At 61.9% G+C, this 20125-nt stretch carries 19 protein-coding genes and 1 other RNA gene; 3 read left to right on the top strand and 17 right to left on the bottom strand.

From position 1 onward, the window contains the following. Positions 1 to 274 precede the first annotated feature (274 nt). The 13 genes from pnp to AC13Q5_RS33670 form a co-directional block, all read right to left on the bottom strand. A complete protein-coding gene (gene pnp, locus AC13Q5_RS33730) occupies positions 275 to 2413 on the bottom strand; it encodes a polyribonucleotide nucleotidyltransferase (RefSeq protein ID WP_488504743.1) in 2139 nt (712 codons plus the stop codon). 325 nt (positions 2414 to 2738) lie between these two features. Continuing rightward, a complete protein-coding gene (gene rpsO / locus AC13Q5_RS33725) occupies positions 2739 to 3008 on the bottom strand; it encodes a 30S ribosomal protein S15 (RefSeq protein ID WP_004127740.1) in 270 nt (89 codons plus the stop codon). Between the two features lie 151 nt (positions 3009 to 3159). Continuing rightward, the gene (locus AC13Q5_RS33720; RefSeq protein WP_488504742.1) at positions 3160 to 4011 is read right to left on the bottom strand and encodes an alpha/beta fold hydrolase; all 852 of its coding nucleotides are present in this window, start codon (positions 4009 to 4011) and stop codon (positions 3160 to 3162) included. Positions 4012 to 4103: 92 nt separating this feature from the next. Further along, positions 4104 to 5036 (bottom strand): tRNA pseudouridine(55) synthase TruB, encoded by a 933-nt coding sequence (gene truB, locus AC13Q5_RS33715; protein WP_488504741.1) that lies wholly within the window; start codon positions 5034 to 5036, stop codon positions 4104 to 4106. Between the two features lie 12 nt (positions 5037 to 5048). After that, complete coding sequence (gene rbfA, locus AC13Q5_RS33710; protein WP_488504739.1) at positions 5049 to 5459, bottom strand: 30S ribosome-binding factor RbfA; 411 nt, start codon at positions 5457 to 5459, stop codon at positions 5049 to 5051. Positions 5460 to 5535: 76 nt separating this feature from the next. Beyond that, positions 5536 to 8283, bottom strand: a complete 2748-nt coding sequence (gene infB, locus AC13Q5_RS33705; RefSeq protein WP_075856764.1) for a translation initiation factor IF-2 — start codon at positions 8281 to 8283, stop codon at positions 5536 to 5538. A 101-nt stretch (positions 8284 to 8384) separates the two neighbouring features. Beyond that, positions 8385 to 9077, bottom strand: a complete 693-nt coding sequence (locus AC13Q5_RS33700; protein WP_075856765.1) for an RNA-binding protein — start codon at positions 9075 to 9077, stop codon at positions 8385 to 8387. Then, entirely contained in the window at positions 9074 to 10684 is a 1611-nt protein-coding gene (nusA, locus tag AC13Q5_RS33695; RefSeq protein ID WP_488504738.1) for a transcription termination factor NusA, read from the bottom strand. The genes AC13Q5_RS33700 and nusA overlap by 4 nt, the downstream gene beginning before the upstream one ends. 63 nt (positions 10685 to 10747) lie before the next feature. Next, positions 10748 to 11356: a ribosome maturation factor RimP gene (rimP, locus tag AC13Q5_RS33690; RefSeq protein ID WP_488504737.1), complete on the bottom strand. Its 609-nt coding sequence runs from the start codon at positions 11354 to 11356 to the stop codon at positions 10748 to 10750. A 159-nt stretch (positions 11357 to 11515) separates the two neighbouring features. Beyond that, positions 11516 to 12979: a lytic murein transglycosylase gene (locus tag AC13Q5_RS33685; protein ID WP_488504736.1), complete on the bottom strand. Its 1464-nt coding sequence runs from the start codon at positions 12977 to 12979 to the stop codon at positions 11516 to 11518. Positions 12980 to 13006: 27 nt separating this feature from the next. Next, positions 13007 to 13612: a recombination mediator RecR gene (recR, locus tag AC13Q5_RS33680; protein ID WP_457878101.1), complete on the bottom strand. Its 606-nt coding sequence runs from the start codon at positions 13610 to 13612 to the stop codon at positions 13007 to 13009. Positions 13613 to 13749: 137 nt separating this feature from the next. After that, positions 13750 to 14361: a LysE family translocator gene (locus AC13Q5_RS33675; protein WP_457878100.1), complete on the bottom strand. Its 612-nt coding sequence runs from the start codon at positions 14359 to 14361 to the stop codon at positions 13750 to 13752. A gap of 95 nt (positions 14362 to 14456) precedes the next feature. Next, positions 14457 to 14993, bottom strand: a complete 537-nt coding sequence (locus AC13Q5_RS33670) for an RBBP9/YdeN family alpha/beta hydrolase (protein ID WP_457878099.1) — start codon at positions 14991 to 14993, stop codon at positions 14457 to 14459. A gap of 113 nt (positions 14994 to 15106) precedes the next feature. Between AC13Q5_RS33670 and AC13Q5_RS33665 the strand changes: the two genes are divergently transcribed. Further along, on the top strand, positions 15107 to 15583 hold the full coding sequence (locus AC13Q5_RS33665; protein WP_457878098.1) for an Lrp/AsnC family transcriptional regulator: 477 nt from the start codon (positions 15107 to 15109) through the stop codon (positions 15581 to 15583). A 78-nt stretch (positions 15584 to 15661) separates the two neighbouring features. Here AC13Q5_RS33665 and AC13Q5_RS33660 read toward each other — a convergent pair whose 3' ends face one another. The 4 genes from AC13Q5_RS33660 to ffs form a co-directional block, all read right to left on the bottom strand. Then, on the bottom strand, positions 15662 to 16066 hold the full coding sequence (locus tag AC13Q5_RS33660) for a hypothetical protein (protein ID WP_075856772.1): 405 nt from the start codon (positions 16064 to 16066) through the stop codon (positions 15662 to 15664). Between the two features lie 133 nt (positions 16067 to 16199). After that, positions 16200 to 16523 carry a YbaB/EbfC family nucleoid-associated protein gene (locus AC13Q5_RS33655; protein ID WP_075856809.1) on the bottom strand — a complete coding sequence of 108 codons (324 nt, stop codon included), beginning with the start codon at positions 16521 to 16523 and terminating at the stop codon, positions 16200 to 16202. A 98-nt stretch (positions 16524 to 16621) separates the two neighbouring features. Further along, positions 16622 to 18496: a DNA polymerase III subunit gamma/tau gene (locus AC13Q5_RS33650; RefSeq protein WP_488504734.1), complete on the bottom strand. Its 1875-nt coding sequence runs from the start codon at positions 18494 to 18496 to the stop codon at positions 16622 to 16624. Positions 18497 to 18562: 66 nt separating this feature from the next. Further along, positions 18563 to 18660: signal recognition particle sRNA small type (gene ffs, locus AC13Q5_RS33645), an RNA gene on the bottom strand. 91 nt (positions 18661 to 18751) lie between these two features. Between ffs and AC13Q5_RS33640 the strand changes: the two genes are divergently transcribed. Continuing rightward, positions 18752 to 19162 (top strand): HIT family protein, encoded by a 411-nt coding sequence (locus tag AC13Q5_RS33640; protein ID WP_083961492.1) that lies wholly within the window; start codon positions 18752 to 18754, stop codon positions 19160 to 19162. After that, positions 19159 to 20118 carry an NAD(+) diphosphatase gene (gene nudC, locus AC13Q5_RS33635; protein WP_075856775.1) on the top strand — a complete coding sequence of 320 codons (960 nt, stop codon included), beginning with the start codon at positions 19159 to 19161 and terminating at the stop codon, positions 20116 to 20118. Before AC13Q5_RS33640 ends, nudC begins: the two co-directional genes overlap by 4 nt. Positions 20119 to 20125 lie beyond the last annotated feature (7 nt).

Below are 20125 nucleotides of genomic sequence, written 5' to 3'. Positions count from 1 at the left end.
CGGATATGCGCCATCGTCGTATCCTGTGCTTGCCCCTCACCCTAGCCCTCTCCCCGTTGGAACGGGGAGAGGGGACGACAGAGCCAGAAAACATGCCTCCTGGTGAGGAGGTCGTTATCGAGCACAGTCGCGATCCCCTCTCCCCGCATGTGCGGGGAGAGGGCTAGGGTGAGGGGCCGGGCACGCAATATTAGCAAGGCGGCGACCGGCGGCATCAATATAAAAAGGGCGCGGAAAATATCCCGCGCCCCGGAACCTGGATGAAGGCGCGGGCTTATTCGGCCGCGTCGTCCTTCTTCTTGTCGGCAGCGATTTCCTGGCCGGTTGCCTGATCGACGACCTTCATGGACAGGCGAACCTTGCCACGCTCGTCGAAGCCGAGCAGCTTGACCCAGACCTTGTCGCCTTCCTTGACGACGTCCTGCGTCTTGGCAACACGCTCGGAAGCGAGCTGCGAGATGTGGACGAGGCCGTCGCGAGCGCCGAAGAAGTTGACGAATGCGCCGAAGTCGGCGGTCTTGACAACAGTGCCTTCGTAGATCTGGCCGACTTCCGGCTCGGCAACGATCGAGTGGATCCACTTGCGGGCCGCTTCGATTTCCTTGCCAGAGGAGGAGGCGATCTTGACGGTGCCGTCGTCCTCGATGTTGATCTTCGCGCCGGTCTTTTCGACGATTTCGCGGATGACCTTGCCGCCGGAGCCGATGACTTCGCGGATCTTGTCGACCGGGATGTTCATCACTTCGATGCGCGGAGCGAATTCGCCGAGCTGGCCGCGGCTTTCGGTGATTGCCTTGGACATTTCGCCGAGGATGTGGGCACGACCGCCCTGTGCCTGGCTGAGAGCGACCTTCATGATCTCTTCGGTGATGCCGGCGATCTTGATGTCCATCTGCAGCGAGGTGATGCCGTCGGCAGTGCCGGCGACCTTGAAGTCCATGTCGCCGAGGTGGTCTTCGTCGCCGAGAATGTCGGAAAGAACCGCGAAGCGCTCGCCTTCCAGGATCAGACCCATAGCAATACCGGCAACCGGCTTAGCGAGCGGAACGCCGGCGTCCATCAGAGCGAGCGAGGTGCCGCAAACCGTTGCCATCGAAGACGAGCCGTTGGACTCGGTGATCTCGGAAACGACGCGCAGCGTGTAGGGGAACTGTTCCGCCGTCGGCAGCATCGGGCGGATAGCGCGCCATGCGAGCTTGCCGTGACCGATTTCGCGACGACCCGGGGAACCCATGCGGCCGGTTTCGCCAACCGAGTAAGGGGGGAAGTTGTAATGGAGCAGGAAGCGCTCCTTGTACATGCCCGTCAGGCTGTCGACATACTGTTCGTCTTCGCCGGTGCCGAGCGTGGCGACGACGATTGCCTGCGTTTCACCGCGGGTAAACAGCGCCGAGCCGTGCGTGCGCGGCAGCAGGCCGACTTCCGAGACGATCGGACGAACGGTCGACAGGTCGCGGCCGTCGATGCGGCTGGACGTGTCGAGGATGTTCCAACGAACGATCTTCGCCTGCAGGTGCTTGAAGATGGCGCCGACTTCCTCGGCCGTGTACTTGGCTTCGCCTTCCTCGGGGAGGAAGTGTGCCTTGACCTTCGCCTTGACGGCGTCGACGGCAGCGTAGCGATCGGCCTTCTGCGTGATCTTGTAGGCATCGCGCAGTTCGGCTTCGGCAAGGCCGAGCATTTCGGTTTCGAGCGCGGAGAAATCCTCAGGCGTGAAATCGCGGGGCTCCTTGGCGGCGACTTCGGCGAGCTTGATGATCGCGTCGATGACGGGCTGGAAGCCGCGATGGCCGAACATGACGGCGCCGAGCATGACGTCTTCAGGCAGTTCCTTGGCTTCGGATTCGACCATCAGAACGGCGTCCTGCGTGCCGGCGACGACGAGGTCGAGGGTCGACTCGTCCATCTCGTCGAGATGCGGGTTCAGCACGTATTCGCCGTTGATATAGCCGACGCGGGCGCCGCCGATCGGACCCATGAACGGAATGCCCGAGAGCGTCAGGGCTGCGGACGTCGCGACCATGGACAGGATGTCCGGATCGTTTTCGAGGTCATGCTGGATGACTGTCACGACGACCTGCGTGTCGTTCTTGTAGCCTTCCGGGAAGAGCGGGCGGATCGGGCGGTCGATCAGGCGGGAAACGAGCGTTTCGTTTTCGCTCGGACGACCCTCGCGCTTGAAGTAGCCGCCGGGGATCTTGCCGGCTGCGTAGGTCTTTTCCTGGTAGTTGACGGTGAGCGGGAAGAAGTCCTGGCCCGGCTTCGGCGACTTGGCGGAAACGACGGTCGCAAGAACCACGGTCTCGCCATAGGTCGCGACGACGGCGCCATCGGCCTGGCGGGCGATCTTGCCGGTTTCCAGCTTCAGCGGGCGGCCTGCCCACTCGATTTCTACGGTATGGATATCGAACATATCTTATCCTTGCACGATGCGGGAAAATGCGCCGTGGCCGACGATTTCGGCAGGGCGCATCTTCAACCGCACGAAATGTGACGCATCACGGGCAAGACAACGAGAGGCTTTCGAAGGTCGGCCGAAGCGCGAAGCTTCGGCTGAAAGCATCCGGCAATCCTGCCCCATGACAGGTCAACGGTTGTTGTTGGCAGCACCGGCCCATCCGGCCTGCCGGCAGTTTCGCGTCGCGCCAACGTAAGGCGCAAGCGAAACAGTCTTTAAGGGTTCATACCCTTCATAAGCATCCGGCGGACGTTCAGCAGAACGCCCGCCGGAGATTCTGTTAGCGGCGGATACCGAGGCTGGTGATCAGCTTGGTATAACGGCCTTCGTCCTTCTTCTTGAGGTAGTCAAGAAGCGAGCGCCGGCTGGAAACCATCGTCAGAAGGCCACGACGGGAGTGGTTGTCCTTCTTGTGGTCCTTGAAATGGTCCGTGAGGTTGTTGATGCGCTCGGTCAGGATCGCAACCTGGACTTCCGGAGAACCGGTGTCGCCTTCGGCGGTAGCGTATTCCTTGATCAGCGCAGCCTTGCGCTCAGCAGTGATCGACATCGGATGGTCCTTTCTATGAGAGGAGATTGAAGTCGCCAAACGCCGGGATGTCGTCCAGCATTGGCCGCGAATGCAATCAGGCATGCCTGATGCTGGCGCTGCCTATAAACCAAATGAGCGCCAATGGAAAGAGGGTTCTCCCTGGGCGGTTTCAGCGCCCTGCCATGGCATCCCGGATCAGGGCGTCGTAACCTTCTGGATCCTGCAGCATGGCGAAATGGCTGGCGTCCTTCAGGATGACGAGCTTGGCGCCTGGTATCTCCTTTGCCATCATCTGCGTATGGTCGAGCTTGACCGCCTCGTCGTGGTCACCGATGGCAAGCGTCACCGGCACCGTGATCTTGCCGAGGTCAGCCGCCGTCCAGGCCGGCTGCGTCGCCCACATCTGCGAGATCTGATTGACGAAGGCATCATATTCGCTCGGCGTCGGCGACAGCTTCTTGTAATACTCGCCGGCGACGTTGATGTAGTCGTTGAAGGTCTTGTTGCTCATGACGTCCGGCTTGACGCCGTCGGTCGTGACATTGGCGGCTTGCGCGATCACGCGGGTCAGCTTTTCAGGATGTTTCATCGCCATGTCGATGCCGATGATGCCGCCATCCGACCAACCGACCAGCGTCACCTTGCCGATCTTCAGATAGTCGAGCAGCGCGACGTAGTCCGAGGTCATCAGATCGTAGCCGAAGGGCTGCTCACTGCGTGTCGAGCGGCCATGCCCGCGGCTGTCGGCAACGATCACGAGGTGATCCCTGGCGAAATCGGTAACCTGAGCGCCCCAGACATCGGCATTTCCGAGGCCACCGTGGATGAAGAGAATGGGGTCACCCTGACCATACTCGGCGTAATACATCTTGATGTCGTTGACATCGGCCATGCCGCTCGTCTTCGGCTGCGGCATTGGTGGAAAGGGCGGCAGCCCGGCCCAGCGCTCGGCGGAATGCGCGCTTGCGACTGTGAGGAACAACGAAAGGAATGTCAGTATGCCGATGGCAGCTCTGCGCATATTCTCCCCCTTGAACGGGCCGTCATGGCCCGTCGGGGAGCATATCGCATCGCCATGCCTCGCAATAGCCGCCATTTCCGGTTGATTGGGTATCAGCCGAACACGCGCTTGGGGCGGAATTCGCCCTGGCCGATCTCGCCGATGGCGATCAGCTTGCCGCGTGCCGTGGCATAGGCCTCGGTTTCGGCAACCGGCGCATCGCGGCCGCGCACCAGGATCGGGTTGCCCATCTTCAGGCGATGCGCCTGGTCGTCGCTGACGACGAGATGCGGCAGCGATGAAAGAGCCTCGGCCGTGTCGATCAGCAGCGCGTCGAGGGCTGCGAGCCGCTCGTCGGCATCTTCGATCTTTTCCAGTGCCACGAGATCGGCAAGCGGCACCATCGCTTCCTCGGCAAAGGGCGCGACGAAGCTGCGGCGCAGGCCGGAAATATGGCCGTAGCAGCCGAGATCGCGGCCGAAATCGCGGGCAAGCGCACGCACATAGGTGCCCTTGCCGCATTCGACTTCGAAATGCGCCGTGTTGGCGTCGGGGCAGGCAAGCAGCGTCAGGCGGAAAATCTCGACTTCGCGCGAGGGGATCTCGACCGTCTCGCCCTCGCGGGCCAGGTCATAGGCGCGCTCGCCGGCAATCTTGATCGCCGAGAACTGCGGCGGGATCTGCTGGATGATGCCGGTATAGTTCGGCAGCAGTGCGCGAATATCTTCTTCGCTCGGACGCTTGTCCGAGGTGGCGGTCACTTCGCCTTCGAGATCGTCGGAAGCGCGTTCCTCGCCCCAGGTCACGGTGAACTCATAGATCTTGCGGCCGTCCATGACGTAAGGGACCGTCTTGGTGGCGTCGCCGAGCGCGATCGGCAGCATGCCGGATGCGAGCGGATCGAGCGTGCCGGCATGGCCGGCCTTCTGGGCCTTGAACAGCCACTTGATCTTGGAAACGGCTTCGGTCGAGCCGAAATCCACCGGCTTGTCGAGGATCAGCCAACCCGAAATCGGGCGGCCCTTGGGCTTGCGTGGTTTGGACATTCTCTGTCTCTGTTATTGATCTTGGTCGTTGTCGTCTTCGAGATCGCGGCTGACCTCGGGCGAGCGCAGCAGCGCGTCGATCTTCTTGTAATTGTCGAAGCTCGTATCGTCGCGGAAGCGAACTTCCGGCATGTACTTCATCTGGCGAAGCTGCGGGCCGAGGCGGCCGCGGATGTATTTCGCATGGCGGTTCAGCGCCTCGATGACGGCGTTGTGGTCGGAAACGCCGAGCGGGGTCACGAAGGCGGTTGCGATCTTCAGATCCGGCGACATGCGCACCTCGGAAATGGAGATCACGGTGCGCTCGATCAGGTCGTCGCGCACTTCGCCGCGCTGCAGAACCTGCGTGATCGCTGAGCGCACCTGCTCGCCGACGCGAAGCATGCGCTGCGAAGGCGCGGAAGAAGTTGGTCTTGTTGCCATTTGTCTTGGTCCCAAAAGGTTCGGGCGCCGGACTGGATGTTCCGGCGCCCGTCCCAATGTTTCGTTCTATCCTGCCTTACAGCGTGCGGGTGATATGCTCGACGCGGAAGCACTCGATCGTGTCGCCGACGCGGATGTCTTCGTAGTTTTCGAAGGCCATGCCGCATTCCTGACCGACGTTGACCTCAGACACTTCGTCCTTGAAGCGCTTGAGCGTCTTGAGTTTGCCTTCGTGGATAACGACGTTGTCGCGCACCAGACGGACGCCCACGCCACGCTCGACCTTGCCTTCGGTGACGCGGCAACCCGCGACCTTGCCGACCTTCGTGATGTTGAACACCTCGAGGATCTCGGCATTGCCGAGGAAGGTTTCGCGGCGCTCCGGAGAGAGCAGGCCGGACATCGCTGCCTTCACATCATCCACCAGGTCGTAGATGATGTTGTAGTAGCGGATTTCGATGCCCTGACGCTCGGCGAACTGACGTGCCTGCGCATTGGCGCGGACGTTGAAGCCGATGATCGCTGCATTGGAGGCCTCCGCCAGCGAGACGTCCGACTCGGTGATGCCGCCTGCGCCCGAATGAACGATGCGAGCACGGACTTCGTCGGTGCCGAGCTTCTCGAGAGCGCCGGCAATGGCTTCGATCGAGCCCTGCACGTCGCCCTTGATGACCAGCGGGAATTCCTTCACGCCGACAGCCTGCAGCTGGGTCATCATCTGCTCGAGCGAGCCGCGCTGACCCGACAGGCGGGCAGCTGCCTTGTCGCGGGTGAGGCGCTGACGGTATTCCGAGATCTCGCGGGCACGGCTTTCGCTTTCGACGACGGCAAACTTGTCGCCGGCCTGCGGTGCGCCGGAAAGGCCGAGCAGTTCGACCGGCATGGCCGGCCCCGCTTCCTTCACGTGCTCACCCTTGTCGTTGACGAGCGCACGAACGCGGCCCCACTGATCGCCGGCAACGACGATCTGACCCGGACGCAGCGTGCCCTTCTGCACGAGCACGGTGGCGACGGAGCCACGGCCGCGATCGAGCTGAGCTTCGATGACGGTGCCTTCCGCCGTGCGGTTCGGATTGGCCTTGAGGTCAAGGATTTCCGCCTGCAGCAGGATGGCCTCCAGCAGCTTGTCGAGGTTGGTGCGGTTCTTCGCGGAGACTTCCACGTCGAGCACTTCACCGCCCATGGATTCGACGAAGACTTCATGCTGCAGCAGTTCCGTGCGGACCTTCTGCGGATTGGCTTCATGCTTGTCGATTTTGTTGATCGCCACGATGATCGGAACACCCGCCGCCTTGGCGTGGTTGATCGATTCGATCGTCTGCGGCATCACGCTGTCGTCGGCCGCAACCACGAGGATCGCGATGTCGGTCGCCTGGGCGCCGCGAGCACGCATCGCCGTGAAGGCGGCGTGGCCGGGCGTGTCGATGAAGGTGATCTTCTGACCGTTCTGCTCGACCTGATAGGCGCCGATATGCTGGGTGATGCCACCGGCTTCGCCGGCAACCACGTTGGCATGGCGGATGGCGTCGAGCAGCGAGGTCTTGCCGTGGTCGACGTGGCCCATGATGGTGACGACGGGCGGACGGGAAACCAGTTCGCCTTCGTCGTCGGCAACGTTGAAGATGCCCTGTTCGACGTCGGATTCCGAAACGCGCTTGACCGTGTGACCGAATTCGCCGGCGATGAGTTCGGCCAGATCGGCGTCGATGACGTCGCCCGGCTTCATCATCTGACCTTCCTTCATCAGGTACTTGATGACGTCGACGGCGCGTTCGGACATGCGCTGCGACAGCTCCTGAATGGTGATGGTCTCAGGCAGAATGACTTCGCGCGAAATCTTTTCGCGTGTTTCCTGCATCTGGCTGCGGCGGAACTTTTCCTGGCGGCGGCGCATGGCCGAAAGCGAGCGACCGCGGGCATTGCCGTCTTCGTCGACATCGGCGGTCGTGACCGTCAGCTTGCCGCGGCGGCGCTCATCCTCGGTCTTCGGGCGTGTGGTGACGGGCTTCGCCGGCTCTGGCCGGGTGACCTTGCCACGGATCGGAGCACCGCGTGACGGGCCACGGCTTTCCTCTTCCTCATTGCCCGGGCGACGGCGATTGGCCGGCGCTTCCGCAGCGGCTGTGCCGGGGCGGGCAGACTGTGGAGCGGAAGCATCCGGGCGGCGTGCAACGGCTGGTGCCGGAGCAGGCTGGGTAGCCGGCTTCGGAGCTTCAACCTTGGCTTCAACCGGAGCGGCCGGAGCCTGTTCGGCAACCTTGGCGGCTGCCGCGGCCTGAGCAGCCTCTTCGGCGGCACGGCGAGCGGCTTCGGCCTGTTCGGCAACGCGGCGTGCTTCTTCTTCCTGCCTGCGGCGCGCTTCTTCTTCGGCGCGACGAACGGCGTCGGCGGCGTCACGAGCCTGGGCGTCGGCAAGCGCGCGGCGACGAGCGTCCATCTCGTCGGCCGACAGGTGGTTCAGAACCACCGGACGCGACGAGCGCTCCTGCTGCGGGCGCTGCTGATAGCCCTGGTTCGGTTGTGCTGGCCGCTGCTGCTGGCCGCCCGGCTGATGAATGCGCGGAGCCGGCTGCGGCGGGCGCGGCGGCTGCGGCGTCGGTTCGGCGACGCGCGTCACCGATGGCGCGGCTGTTGTCGTCGGCGTGATTGGCTTTTCGTCTTCAGGACGTAGCGGGCGGCGCTTACGGGTCTCAACCACGACCGCCTTGGTGCGACCGCGGCCCATGTCCTGGCGCACGGTGCCCTGGTTTACGCCTGAAGGTTTCAAGGTGAGGGTCTTCTTACCCGAAACACTCAGCGTCTTGTCGTCTTGATTGTCGGTCATTCCGTTCCTGTTCCTTCGGACAGGGCTCGGAAACGTCCGTCAGACCCTGTCGTTCAATGCATGTACCTTAATGAGGCGTCCGGCAAAGGCCGGTGACCGCGTCATTGTTTTCGCCGGCCAGCGCCGCCCGTTGCCCGGGACTGACCGCCGTTGCGGTACCGTTCGAGCAGGTTTGCGCGCTTCACTACACCCTCACCCGCCTGCCCTGCAAGCGCTGCGGCATGGATAAAAGCATTCTGGCCCATCAGTTCGTCCATTTCCGCCTCCGTAAAGACACGGAAGGACGGTATTTCCGCTTCGGTCTCCATGCCGAGATGCCAGGCCTTGCGCGCCTGGTCGATCTTGCGCACGCCATCGGCGGCGGCGTTCATCGCATGGAACACGGCAAGTGCCGAGCCGTTGCGAACGGCGCCATCCACCTTCGACGAGCCGGATACGAACTGGCCCGCCTTGCGTGCCATGTTCATCATCCCGGCCAGTTGCGCCGCAAGCAGGCGGTCGACGGTAGCGCCGAGATCGCTCGGCGCGGTCACCTCCGCCTTCAGGGCGCGGGAGAACAACTTCTTTGCCACTGCCTTGTCCACGAGCGCCCGGTCGACCTTGACCCAGCATCCGCGTCCCGGCAGCTGCCGCTTCAGATCCGGAACGACGGTTCCGTCCGGAGCGGCGACGAAGCGGATCAGCTCATCCGGCGATCCGCTTTCGCGTGTTACGATGCACATACGGCCATTCACGCCGTCACCCGCAAGATCGTCGTCTTCGGGCGCGGCCTTCGGCCCCTCTGCGCTCATCATGCTTCCTGCTCGGCCTCGCCTTCACCCTCCGATGCCTCTTCGGCTTCGGTAGCGAGATCGGCTTCGGTGATCCAGCCGGCCAGCAGGCGGGCCTGCACGACCATCTGTTCGGCTTCGACGCGCGAGACTTCGAGCTTGGAGAACAGGCCTTCGAATTTCTTCGTCTCGCCGTTCTTGCGTTCGCTCCAGCCAACGAGATCGTCGGCGGCGCAGCCGGCGAAGTCCTCGATCGTCTTGATGCCGTCCTCGCCGAGGGCGACCATCATCTGCGCCGTCATGCCGTTGATCTGACGCAGCTCGTCGGAAACGCCGAGAGCCTTGCGCTTCTCGTCCATCTCGGCCTCGAGCTTCTCGAGATATTCGCGGGCGCGGGTCTGGATTTCCTGGGCGGTATCTTCGTCGAAACCATCGATCGAGGAGATTTCGTCGAGATCGACATAGGCCAGTTCCTCGACGGCGGCAAAGCCTTCCGAGGCCAGAACCTGGCCGACCATTTCGTCCACGTCGAGCGCATCCATGAACAGGTTCGTGCGCTCGTTGAATTCCTTCTGACGGCGCTCTGATTCCTCGGCCTCCGTCATGATGTCGATATCCCAGCCGGTCAGCTGCGATGCGAGGCGGACGTTCTGACCGCGGCGGCCGATGGCCAGCGACAGCTGCTCGTCCGGAACCACGACTTCGATGCGCTCGGCGTCTTCATCGAGAACGACCTTGGCGACTTCGGCCGGCTGCAGCGCGTTGACGACGAAGTTCGCCGGCTCGCTGGACCAGGGAATGATGTCGATCTTTTCGCCCTGCAGCTCGCCGACAACGGCCTGGACGCGCGAACCGCGCATACCGACGCAGGCGCCGACCGGATCGATCGACGAGTCGTTCGAGATGACGGCGATCTTGGCGCGCGAGCCCGGATCGCGGGCGACCGACTTCACCTGGATGATGCCGTCGTAGATTTCGGGCACTTCCATGGTGAAGAGCTTGACCATGAACTGCGGATGCGTGCGCGACAGGAAAATCTGCGGGCCGCGCTGCTCGCGGCGGACGTCGTAGACATAGGCGCGGACGCGGTCGCCGTAGCGGAAGTTTTCGCGCGGGATCATTTCGTCGCGGCGGATGATGCCTTCGCCACGGCCGAGGTCGACGATGACGTTGCCGTATTCGACGCGCTTGACGGTGCCGTTGACGATTTCGCCGACGCGATCCTTGAATTCGTCGAACTGGCGGTCACGCTCGGCTTCGCGCACCTTCTGCACGATGACCTGCTTTGCCGACTGGGCGGCGATGCGGCCGAAATCCATCGGCGGCAGCGGATCGGCGATGAAATCGCCAAGCGCTGCGTCCGGATTGCGGTCGCGGGCCAGCTCCAGCGGGATCTGCGTGGAATAATCCTCGGCCTTTTCGACCACTTCGAGCAGACGCTGCAGACGAATCTCACCCGTCTTCGGGTTGATGTCGGCGCGGATGTTCGATTCCGTACCGTAACGCGAGCGCGCGGCCTTCTGGATCGCATCCGCCATTGCGGCAAGCACGATCTCGCGGTCGATGACCTTTTCGCGCGCCACTGCATCTGCGATCTGCAGAAGTTCTAGCCGGTTCGCACTGACTGCCATTGTCTTTAGTCTCCGTCTTCCAGCCTTCAGGGTTCCCGTTCCGTCAGGCGGTTCGTTGATCGGTTATTCTTCTTCGTTGCCCGCTTCGTTCTGGTTCGCTGCCTCGGCCTTCGCCAGCTTGTCGGCGCGCAGCGCGTCGCGGATGAGATCGTCCGTCAGGATCAGCTTGGCTTCGGCCAACGTGCTGAACGGAATGGTCACCTTCGGCTCCTCGCCATAGGCAACCTGGTCGCGCTCGATCGTGAAGCCGTCATTGTCGACGGCGGCGATCTTGCCGCGGAAACGCTTGCGGTTGTCAACGAGGATCGAGGTTTCGCACTTGACGATATGGCCGATCCAGCGCTGGAAATCCGACTTGCGCACCATCGGGCGGTCGATGCCCGGCGAAGATACTTCGAGATGATACGCCTTATCGATAGGATCTTCCACATCCAGAACCGGCGAAATGGCCGTGGAGACCTCTTCGCAGTCCTCGACGGTCATGGTGCCGTCGTTGCGCTCGGTCATGATCTGCAGCGTCAGGCCGTTCAGGTTCAGGAGGCGCACGCGCACCAGGCGAAAGCCCATGCCCACAAGGACGGGCTCGATGATGGCGGCGACGCGCTGATCAAGGCCGGTTTCGACGATCAGCCTGGGTTCGTTGGTATTGTCTGCGTTTGTCACGTTCGACAAGCATTCACTCCTGCATTGTTCATGCATTGGGAGATCGCGCTAATAAAAAAGAGCGGGTCCTTGCGGCCCACTCTTCATCACGCGATCAAGAATTTGAAGCCGATATAAGCCTCTTTCCGGCAAATTGCAAGGCATTCGCGCCGAAAGCTGTCCGCGCCGCTATTTCAGGACGCCGAGCATGGAGCTGTCCGGATAGCAGGTGGGCTTCATGCCGCCCTTTTCCTGCCACTGGCCGATCGAGCGCCTGGTCTTGTAGCCCGGCAGGCCGTCGGTACCGCCGACATCATAGCCTTTGTGCTCCAGAACCTTCTGCATGTTGGCAACATCCGAGCGCAGCATCTTGCCGACATCGCCCCATTTTTCGTCGAACGCGCCGCTGCCGGAGGCAATGCGGTCGGCGAGATTGCCGATATAGAGGCCGTAGAGGTCGGAATTATTGTATTCCTTGATGACGTAGAAATTCGGCGTGACGATGAATTCCGGCCCGTCGCGGCCGGCCGGCACTAGCATCATGCCGCTCGCCCGCATTTCGTCAGCCGGAAATGTTTTGCCCGAAAGCCGCTTGATGCCAAGTGACGCCCATTGCGAAATCGGCTTGGCGAGATCAGGCCCTTCCTGCGCGCAGGAAACATTCTGCGGGATAGTCACTTCATATCCCCAGCCACGGCCGCGTTGCCAGCCCTTCTGGACCATATAGTTGGCTATCGAGGCCAGCGTGTCCGGCACAGAGGTCCAGATGTTGCGATGGCCGTCGCCATCGAAATCGACGGCATATTTCAGGTAGTTGGTCGGCATGAACTGCGGCTGGCCCAGCGCGCCGGCCCAGGACCCCTTGAACTGATCCGGCGTCACGTCGCCATGCTCGAGAATGCGTAAGCCAGCGATGAGCTCGTTGCGGAACATGTCCTTGCGGGTCGACATGAAAGCCTTGGTCGCCAGCACCTGGATCGCGGAATTCGGCAGTTTGGCGGCGCCGAAGCCGGTTTCGCGGCCCCAGATGGCGAGCAGAATCGGCCCCGGCACCCCATAGGTCTTCTCGATCCGCCGCAGCACCGGCCCATATTGCGAGGCAAGGCTCCGCCCTGTTGCGGCGAGCTTCTGCAGCCGCGCCTCGTTGAAATAGGGGGCGGGGGAAGAGAATTCGGCCTGGGTCTGCGCCTGTTGCTTCGGCTTCGGGAAACCCGGCGGCTCAAGGTCAGGCAGATCCCAGTTCAGCGTCACGCCGGTAAAGGCGGCCTGGAAGGTCTTTTCCGAAATCCCGGCCTTCCGCGCGTCCGGCCAGAGATCCTTCTGGATCCAGGTCTGAAACTGTGCCTCGACATCCGCTTTCGAGGCGGCGAGAGCGGGGAGGGGGAGGAGGGTGAGGAGGAGGATACAGAGTAGGGAAAACAGCCTTTGCGCATGCCGAGCCGCTGATACCCTCCTCTGTCGCTGTTGCGACACCTCCCCCACATGGGGGGAGATTGTTGGGAGTTCGCTGCGGCCCTTATCTGTAAAATTTCTCTCGGAATCTGCAGGCAGGATATTGGTTTGAGGCAGATCGCCGCTGCGGGCGACCAATCTCCCCCCATGTGGGGGAGATGTCAGCGAAAGCTGACAGAGAGGGGTAAAAACTCTCCTCATACTCTTTCCTTTGTTGCAGCTCTCAAATCAAATCGCCGTCCGCGCTCTCAGCGCCGCCGCAAGCGTGCCCTCGTCGAGATAATCGAGTTCGCCTCCAACAGGCACTCCATGGGCAAGACGGGTGATCTTGACCTCGAGGCCATCGAGCTGGTCGGTTATATAGTGTGCTGTAGTTTGCCCCTCGACCGTCGCATTGACGGCGATGATGATCTCGCGGACACCGCCTTCGCCGACGCGCGCGATCAGCCCGCGAATATTCAGATCGTCCGGTCCGACACCATCGAGCGGCGACAGAACTCCGCCGAGAACGTGATAGGCGGCGTTCATCGCGCCGGATCGCTCCAGCGCCCATAGGTCGGACACGTCTTCGACGACGATAATGACGGATTGGTCGCGCCGATCGTCCGTGCAGACGGTGCAGGGGTCGACCGTATCGACATTGCCGCAGCGAGAGCAGATCTTCACCTTGTCATAGGCCTCGCCCATGGCATGGGACAGCGGCCCGAGCAGCTGGTCCTTCTTCTTGATCAGATGCAGCGCCGCGCGCCGCGCCGAGCGCGGCCCGAGGCCCGGCACCTTCGCCAGAAGCTGGATGAGTTTTTCGATTTCGGGGCCGGTGACTCGCTTTGCCATGGGAGGCTTTTAGCCCATATGCTCCAAGAACGGAATCACGGAAGGCATGGTTGAGCGATGAAAATTCTGGTCGCTTCCCATAGCGAGCTATCATTGCCGAGCCGGGTCGTGCTGGAAGGCGAAGCCGGCCTCCAGCCTCACCGCATGGCGATGGCGACGGCCGCACCTGCCATGGTGCCCGCGCTGGCGCGATTGGCAATGCGCACGGCGCGGCGGCTCTTGAGGAAGGTCCTGGCCTTGGCGGCCAGCATCGCCCAGGAGAAATCGATGACGATGAGAACCGCAAACATCGTTGCCACCAGCTCGGCCCAGCCGGAGATCGTCACACCGTGCAGATCGATGATCGAGGGCAGCAGCGCCACGTAGAACACCATGATCTTCGGATTGCCCATGGTGACCGTAAAGCCGGCAAGGAAGAGCCGTGTGGCCGATTGCTCGTCCGGCAGCTCCTCTTCCGTCGTATCGGAAGAGGCAAACCACATCTTCCAGGCGAGATAGAGCAGATAGGCGACGCCGAGCCATTTGATCGCCACGAAGGCGAGGTGAAAGGTTTCGGCAATGGTCGCAAGGCCGGCAACGGCGCAGGTCAACCAGATCGCCTCGCCGAGCCACATGCCGGACAGGAACGGCAATACGTTGCGCGCCCCCTTCGTCAGCACGCGCGCCACCAGCGCGGCAATGTTCGGCCCCGGCGATCCCGCCGCAATGAACAGGGCACCGGCAAAAACAAGCAGCGTCGACAGGCTCATCGCATTCCCTCCGATCAGGCAGGCGAGATGATATCTGGAAGATGATATTGAGAGATAGCATTCCGGCCCGGCTTTTCCAAACGCCTGATTTGCATTCAGCCGAGCTGCGCGCGAAAGCGTTGAAAGATCGCCTTGCCCTCCGGCCAGTCGCCCAGGCCGGATGCCGCATTGATATGGCCGCGCGACCCGACATCGACCAGCGTGCTGCCCCAGATTTCGGCGCTGGCCTGCGCGTATTCGTGGGGGCCGTAAGGATCGTTGGTGCTCGCGACAAGCAGGGACGGAAACGGCAGTCGTTGCCGCGGCGGGTTGGCGAAGCTGCCGGCCTCGGCGAGGTAGACTTCGCCTGTAGGGTCGGGCGCGGCCACCATGAATGCGCCAAGGATCGCACTTGTCGTTGACGGAGCCCAATGGGCGATCAGCTGGCAGGCAAGACTATGCGCGATCAGGACCGGCGGCGTTTTGCAGCGCAAGATTTCCCTCTCCAGCGCTGCAATCCAATCCGAGAGGATCGGTCGATCCCAGCTCGACGGCTGGAAACGGCGCATGGTCGGATCATCCCGTTCCCAAAGCGTTTGCCAGTGATCTTCACCCGAGCCGCCAAGCCCCGGTAGCGTGATGATATCGCTCATCTCTATTCTTTCTCCATAGTCTCGGATGGAGAAAAACTGACATGCCGGGTTGCCGATTGACATTGCAATCCATCGGATAAAACTTTGGCGAACCGATGAATTGAAGGTGGGCAATGGACATCATCGAAAGAGGCTTGGATCCGACGGATCTGTCGATCATCGAGATTTTGCAGCAGGACGGACGGATTTCGGTATCGGAGCTCGGTCGCCGGGTCGGCCTGTCGCAGCCGGCGGCCTCGGAGAGGTTGAAGCGGCTGGAGGAGCGCGGTGTGATCGCCGGATATCGCGCGGTCATCGATCCCTCAGCCGTCGGCCTCGGCATGATGGCGGTCATTCGTCTCAGGACCACGCATGAGCACATTCGGCCCTATCTGAAGCAGTTTTCGGAAATGCCTGAAATTATCGAGGTGCTGAGGCTGACAGGCGAGGATTGCTTCCTGCTCAAGGTTCTCGTGCCGACTCCGGCCGACCTTGAAACCATCGTCGATTCCATTGCTCGCCATGGAGCCGTCACGACATCGCTGGTGCTGCGAAACGAACCGGCAAAGGCGATCGGCCGCGAATTGATCCGCAAGGCGGCCGCCCGTTGATTGGGGACCCTGGGGGTTATCTCTCAGGGTAATGCATGATGGCCCGTCGCGACCGGCTCGGTCGGAATGCCTCCCCGTTCAGCGCGATGTCGTAAGCTGCTGCGCTATAAGCGCATTATAGCAGCTGCCCGTTCGTGGAACGACATCGAGATGATCGCCCACCCGAAAGGTGGTATCTGGCTCGCCGACCTCGATCGTGTTCTTGCAGTCGTAGGATTTTCCAAGATGCGTTCTGACAAAAGCGATTTCGGCCAGTGTCACGGCTTTCGTCCGGCCATGGCTTAGGTTCACAGTTGCAGGCCACATACGCGTAATGGTCGCTTGAGCGTGCGGAAAGTGGTTGATGCGCCATAGGTTGGCTTCGCGCACTCCCCACAGCGTACTGACGATTATGATGGCCATGACCGCATATGTGATGAAGTCCAGTTCCACCTGGGAAAGACGCAGCCAAAAGGAAACTTTGGGCTTTTCCGAATAAGACATGCCGTGCAGCGTCTGCCGCTCCTTAAATCCCCATTCATGTAAAACGTTTGTATCAATCAGGGAGAATTCAAGGGCGCCGACGCTTCAGGGTTGCGGTCTGCGGCAGCAATATTTTTGGAATGATCTGCCGGTCTCAGAACGGCAGCTTGAAGCCGGGCGGGATCGGCAGGCCGGCCGTCAGTTCGCGGGTCTTTTCGGCGGCGATCGCTTCGGCCTTCTCCTGGGCATCCTTGTTGGCGGCGACGATCAGGTCTTCGAGGATTTCGACATCGTCTTCCTTGAAAAGCGACGGATCGATCTTGATGCCCAGCATCAGGCCCTTGCCGTTGACGGTGACGGTGACGAGGCCACCACCGGCCTTGCCTTCGACGCGAATGTCGGCGATCTCCGACTGCATCTTCTCCATCTTCGCCTGCATTTCCTTCACTTTGCCCATCATGCCCATGATGTCGCGCATCGTCTTTGGTCCTTCTTCTGCAAGTGTCTCTTTGATCAGCCAGGATGTCTCGCCAACGGCCTCAAGCCGATGCGGTTCCATTGGCATCCATCCTAGCCTTAGAATTCTATATCGTCGCCCGGCAGGATATCGCCATCGACGGATTCGGCCGCAGCCGGCGGAGCGGCGGCTTCCTCTTCGTCTTCCGTCTCAGGTGCGCGCACCCGAACGTCGATGATCTTTGCGCCCGGAAACTGCGCGAGGATCGCCGCGACATCGGGGTCCTGCCGCGCATCGGCGACGCGCTGCTTCTGGGCGTTCGCCTCGGCCTCGACCAGCGTCGGCTGGCCTTCCTCGCGGCTGAGACTGACGATCCAGTGGATGCCGGTCCATTCCTTCAGCTTGACGGCAAGCTCGTTCAAAAGCGTGCCGGGAGCGCCTGAGGTCAGGCTGACATCGAGCCGGCCCGGCTCAAGCTTGACCGGGCGCACGAAGGTCCGCACCAGCGCCTTCAGCTTCGGATCGCGCTTCTGGCTGGCAAGTTCGGCGATATCGGCCATCGAATTGATCGGCACGAGCGGCTTCGGCGCTTCGACGGGCTTCGGCTCGATGCGTCCCAGAGGTTGCGAATCCGGTTGTGTATTCGGCACGGCACGCAGCATGGCGACCGGTGCGGAAGGCGTGGGGCGCGGCGCCGGCGTCTCGACGGCACGGGCCATGGCGCTGCCCTGATAGGAAACAGCCCCGCCGCCGTTGCCGCCATTGGGCGAGGATATGGGGCGCGAACCGCCATTGCTGTCCGAAAATTCGGCAAGCCTACGTGCGGCATCTTCTGGCGCCGGCAGATGAGCGGCATGCGCGAGCCGGATGAGCACCATTTCGGCGGCTCCGGCTGTGCGTGCGGCGTTCTCCGTCTCGGTAATGCCTTTGAGAAGCATCTGCCAGATGCGGGAAAGTGCCGTCACCGCGACACCTTGCGCGAATTCCGCCGCTTTCGTGCGCTCGATTTCGCTGAGCGACGGATCGTCGGCGGCATCGGGCACATATTTGAGGCGGGTCACGAGATGGGTGAAATCGGCAAGATCGGTCAGCACGACGACGGGATTGGCGCCGGCCTCGTACTGGCTGTTGAATTCGGCAAGCGCTGCCGAAACATCGCCTTTGACGACATGGCCGAAGAGATCGACGATGCGGGCGCGGTCGGCAAGCCCGAGCATCGCGCGCACGGCGTCCGCGGCAACGAAGCCGCTGCCGTGGGCAATCGCCTGGTCGAGCAGCGACAGGCCGTCGCGCGCCGAGCCTTCGGCAGCACGGGCGATCATGGCGAGCGCTTCCGGCTCCACCTCGATGCCTTCCTTGCCGGCAATGGTAGTGAACAGCCCGACGAGATCGGAGGCGCTGATGCGACGCAGGTCGAAGCGCTGACAGCGCGACAGCACCGTGATGGGCACCTTGCGGATTTCGGTCGTCGCGAAGATGAACTTCACATGCTCGGGCGGCTCTTCGAGCGTCTTCAGCAAGCCGTTGAAGGCCGCCGTCGACAGCATGTGCACTTCGTCGATGATGTAGACTTTGTAGCGGGCGGAGACCGGACGGTAGCGCACCTGCTCGATGATCTCTCTGATATCGTCGATACCCGTGTGCGAGGCGGCGTCCATCTCGATGACGTCGACATGCCGGCCTTCCATGATCGCCTGGCAATGATCACCGGGTTCGCGCAGATCGATCGTCGGACGATCGACCGCAGCGGTCTTGTAGTTGAGGGCGCGGGCAAGGATGCGTGCGGTCGTGGTCTTGCCGACACCGCGCACGCCGGTCAGCATATAGGCCTGGGCGATACGGCCGGTCTCGAACGCGTTGGTCAGCGTGCGAACCATCGGCTCCTGGCCGACCATCAGGTCCGTGAAGTCCTTGGGTCTGTATTTGCGGGCCAGCACCCGGTAACCGGTGCCGGTCGAAGCGGCATCTTTTGCTTGTCGCTCGGTGTCGCTCATCGCCCTGCTTTTTGCCCGGTGCCCAGCTTATTGCACGGCGAAAGCCGGGTCTTGCTTTCGGAAAGGGTGGGAGGCTGGCACGAATGACCCGTGCCGGGCTCGTTAGGGCTGCTTCCTTCCGGACCTGACCCGGTTGGCGAGTGGCTCGTCCACCACCAACCTCCCGGATGCACATATCGGCAATATCGCCATCAAAAGCAAGCCAAGGTCAAAAAAAACTGCTAAACATTTGATAAAACAATGGAGGATGCCCCCTTGAAGGAGTTTACGCTCGACGATCGTCTTGCGAATGACAGCGTTTCCGTGGCGATCACAGGCCTTTGCGACGTGCGGCTGATGAAGGATCGCCGCTGGCCATGGCTCGTGCTGATCCCCCGCAGGCCCGACAAATCGGAGGTTTTCGAGCTGACCCCGCTCGACCGGATCCTGCTGACCTTCGAAACGGATAAGGTCGCAAGCGCGCTGAAGACGGTGACGGGGGCGACAAAAATCAATGTCGGGGCACTTGGAAATATCGTCCGTCAGCTGCATGTTCATGTCATCGCGCGGTTCGAAGGTGATGCCAACTGGCCAGGCCCGGTCTGGGGCTACGGCAAGGCGGAACCCTATTCGGACGAAGACATGAACAGCCTCATAGCCAAGTTGCGGGAAACGCTTTCACAATGAGCCATTCCATCTTTTCCTCGGATGCCCCGCATCCGGAACCAAGCAGTCTCACCGCCTTTGCGGAAAACCAGCTCAACCGGGATGCCGAGCATCGCGACGAGGAATCGATAAAACACGCGCTCGCCAAGGAAGGCACGCATATTCTGGCCTTCGCCCAGGATCGGCTTGTGCTGAAGCACGACGGCCAGGTGCTCGACCCGCTGTTTGCCCGCTACGAGCTGAAGGATCTCGATCCGAATTGGGACGAGGCCGTGCTTCTCGGCTATCGTAAGACCGGCGAACCCAGGCTTGCCGTGCCCGTGCGCGTCAATGCCGACGAGCTTGCCTGCCAGTACAAACCGGCCGACATGCGCTCGCTTTGGCGCGATCTGCTGCTGGAGGGCGAAATCCTCGGCGAAGCGGCGCAGGGCATGAGCCTCATCCGCTGGAACAGCGACAACCGCTTCTGCGGTCGCTGTGGTTCGGTCATGGAAAGCCGCATCGGCGGCTACAAGCGGGTCTGTACGGCCTGCGAACACATGATCTTTCCGCGCACCGATCCGGTCGTCATCATGCTCACAATCGATGAGGAAAAGAATCTCTGCCTGCTCGGCCGCAGCCATCATTTCGCGCCGGGCATGTATTCCTGTCTCGCCGGTTTCGTCGAGCCGGGCGAAACCATCGAGAATGCGGTGCGTCGCGAGACGCATGAGGAATCCGGCATCCACATTGGCCGCGTGCGTTATCATGCCTCCCAGCCATGGCCCATGCCGCATTCGCTGATGATCGGCTGCTACGCCGAGGCGAAGTCGACGGAGATCCATATGGACGAAGCCGAGCTTGAGGATTGCCGCTGGTTCACCCCGGAAGAGACGCTTGCCATGCTGGATCGCGTCTCTGCCTCCGGAAATACATCTCCACCCAAGGGCGCCATCGCCCATCGCCTGATGCGCGATTGGGTGGAATGGAAACGCTAGGTCTCAT

Source organism: Martinezella sp. CNPSo 3964 (assembly GCF_057784375.1).
This window is presented reverse-complemented; position numbering and strand designations above follow the sequence as displayed.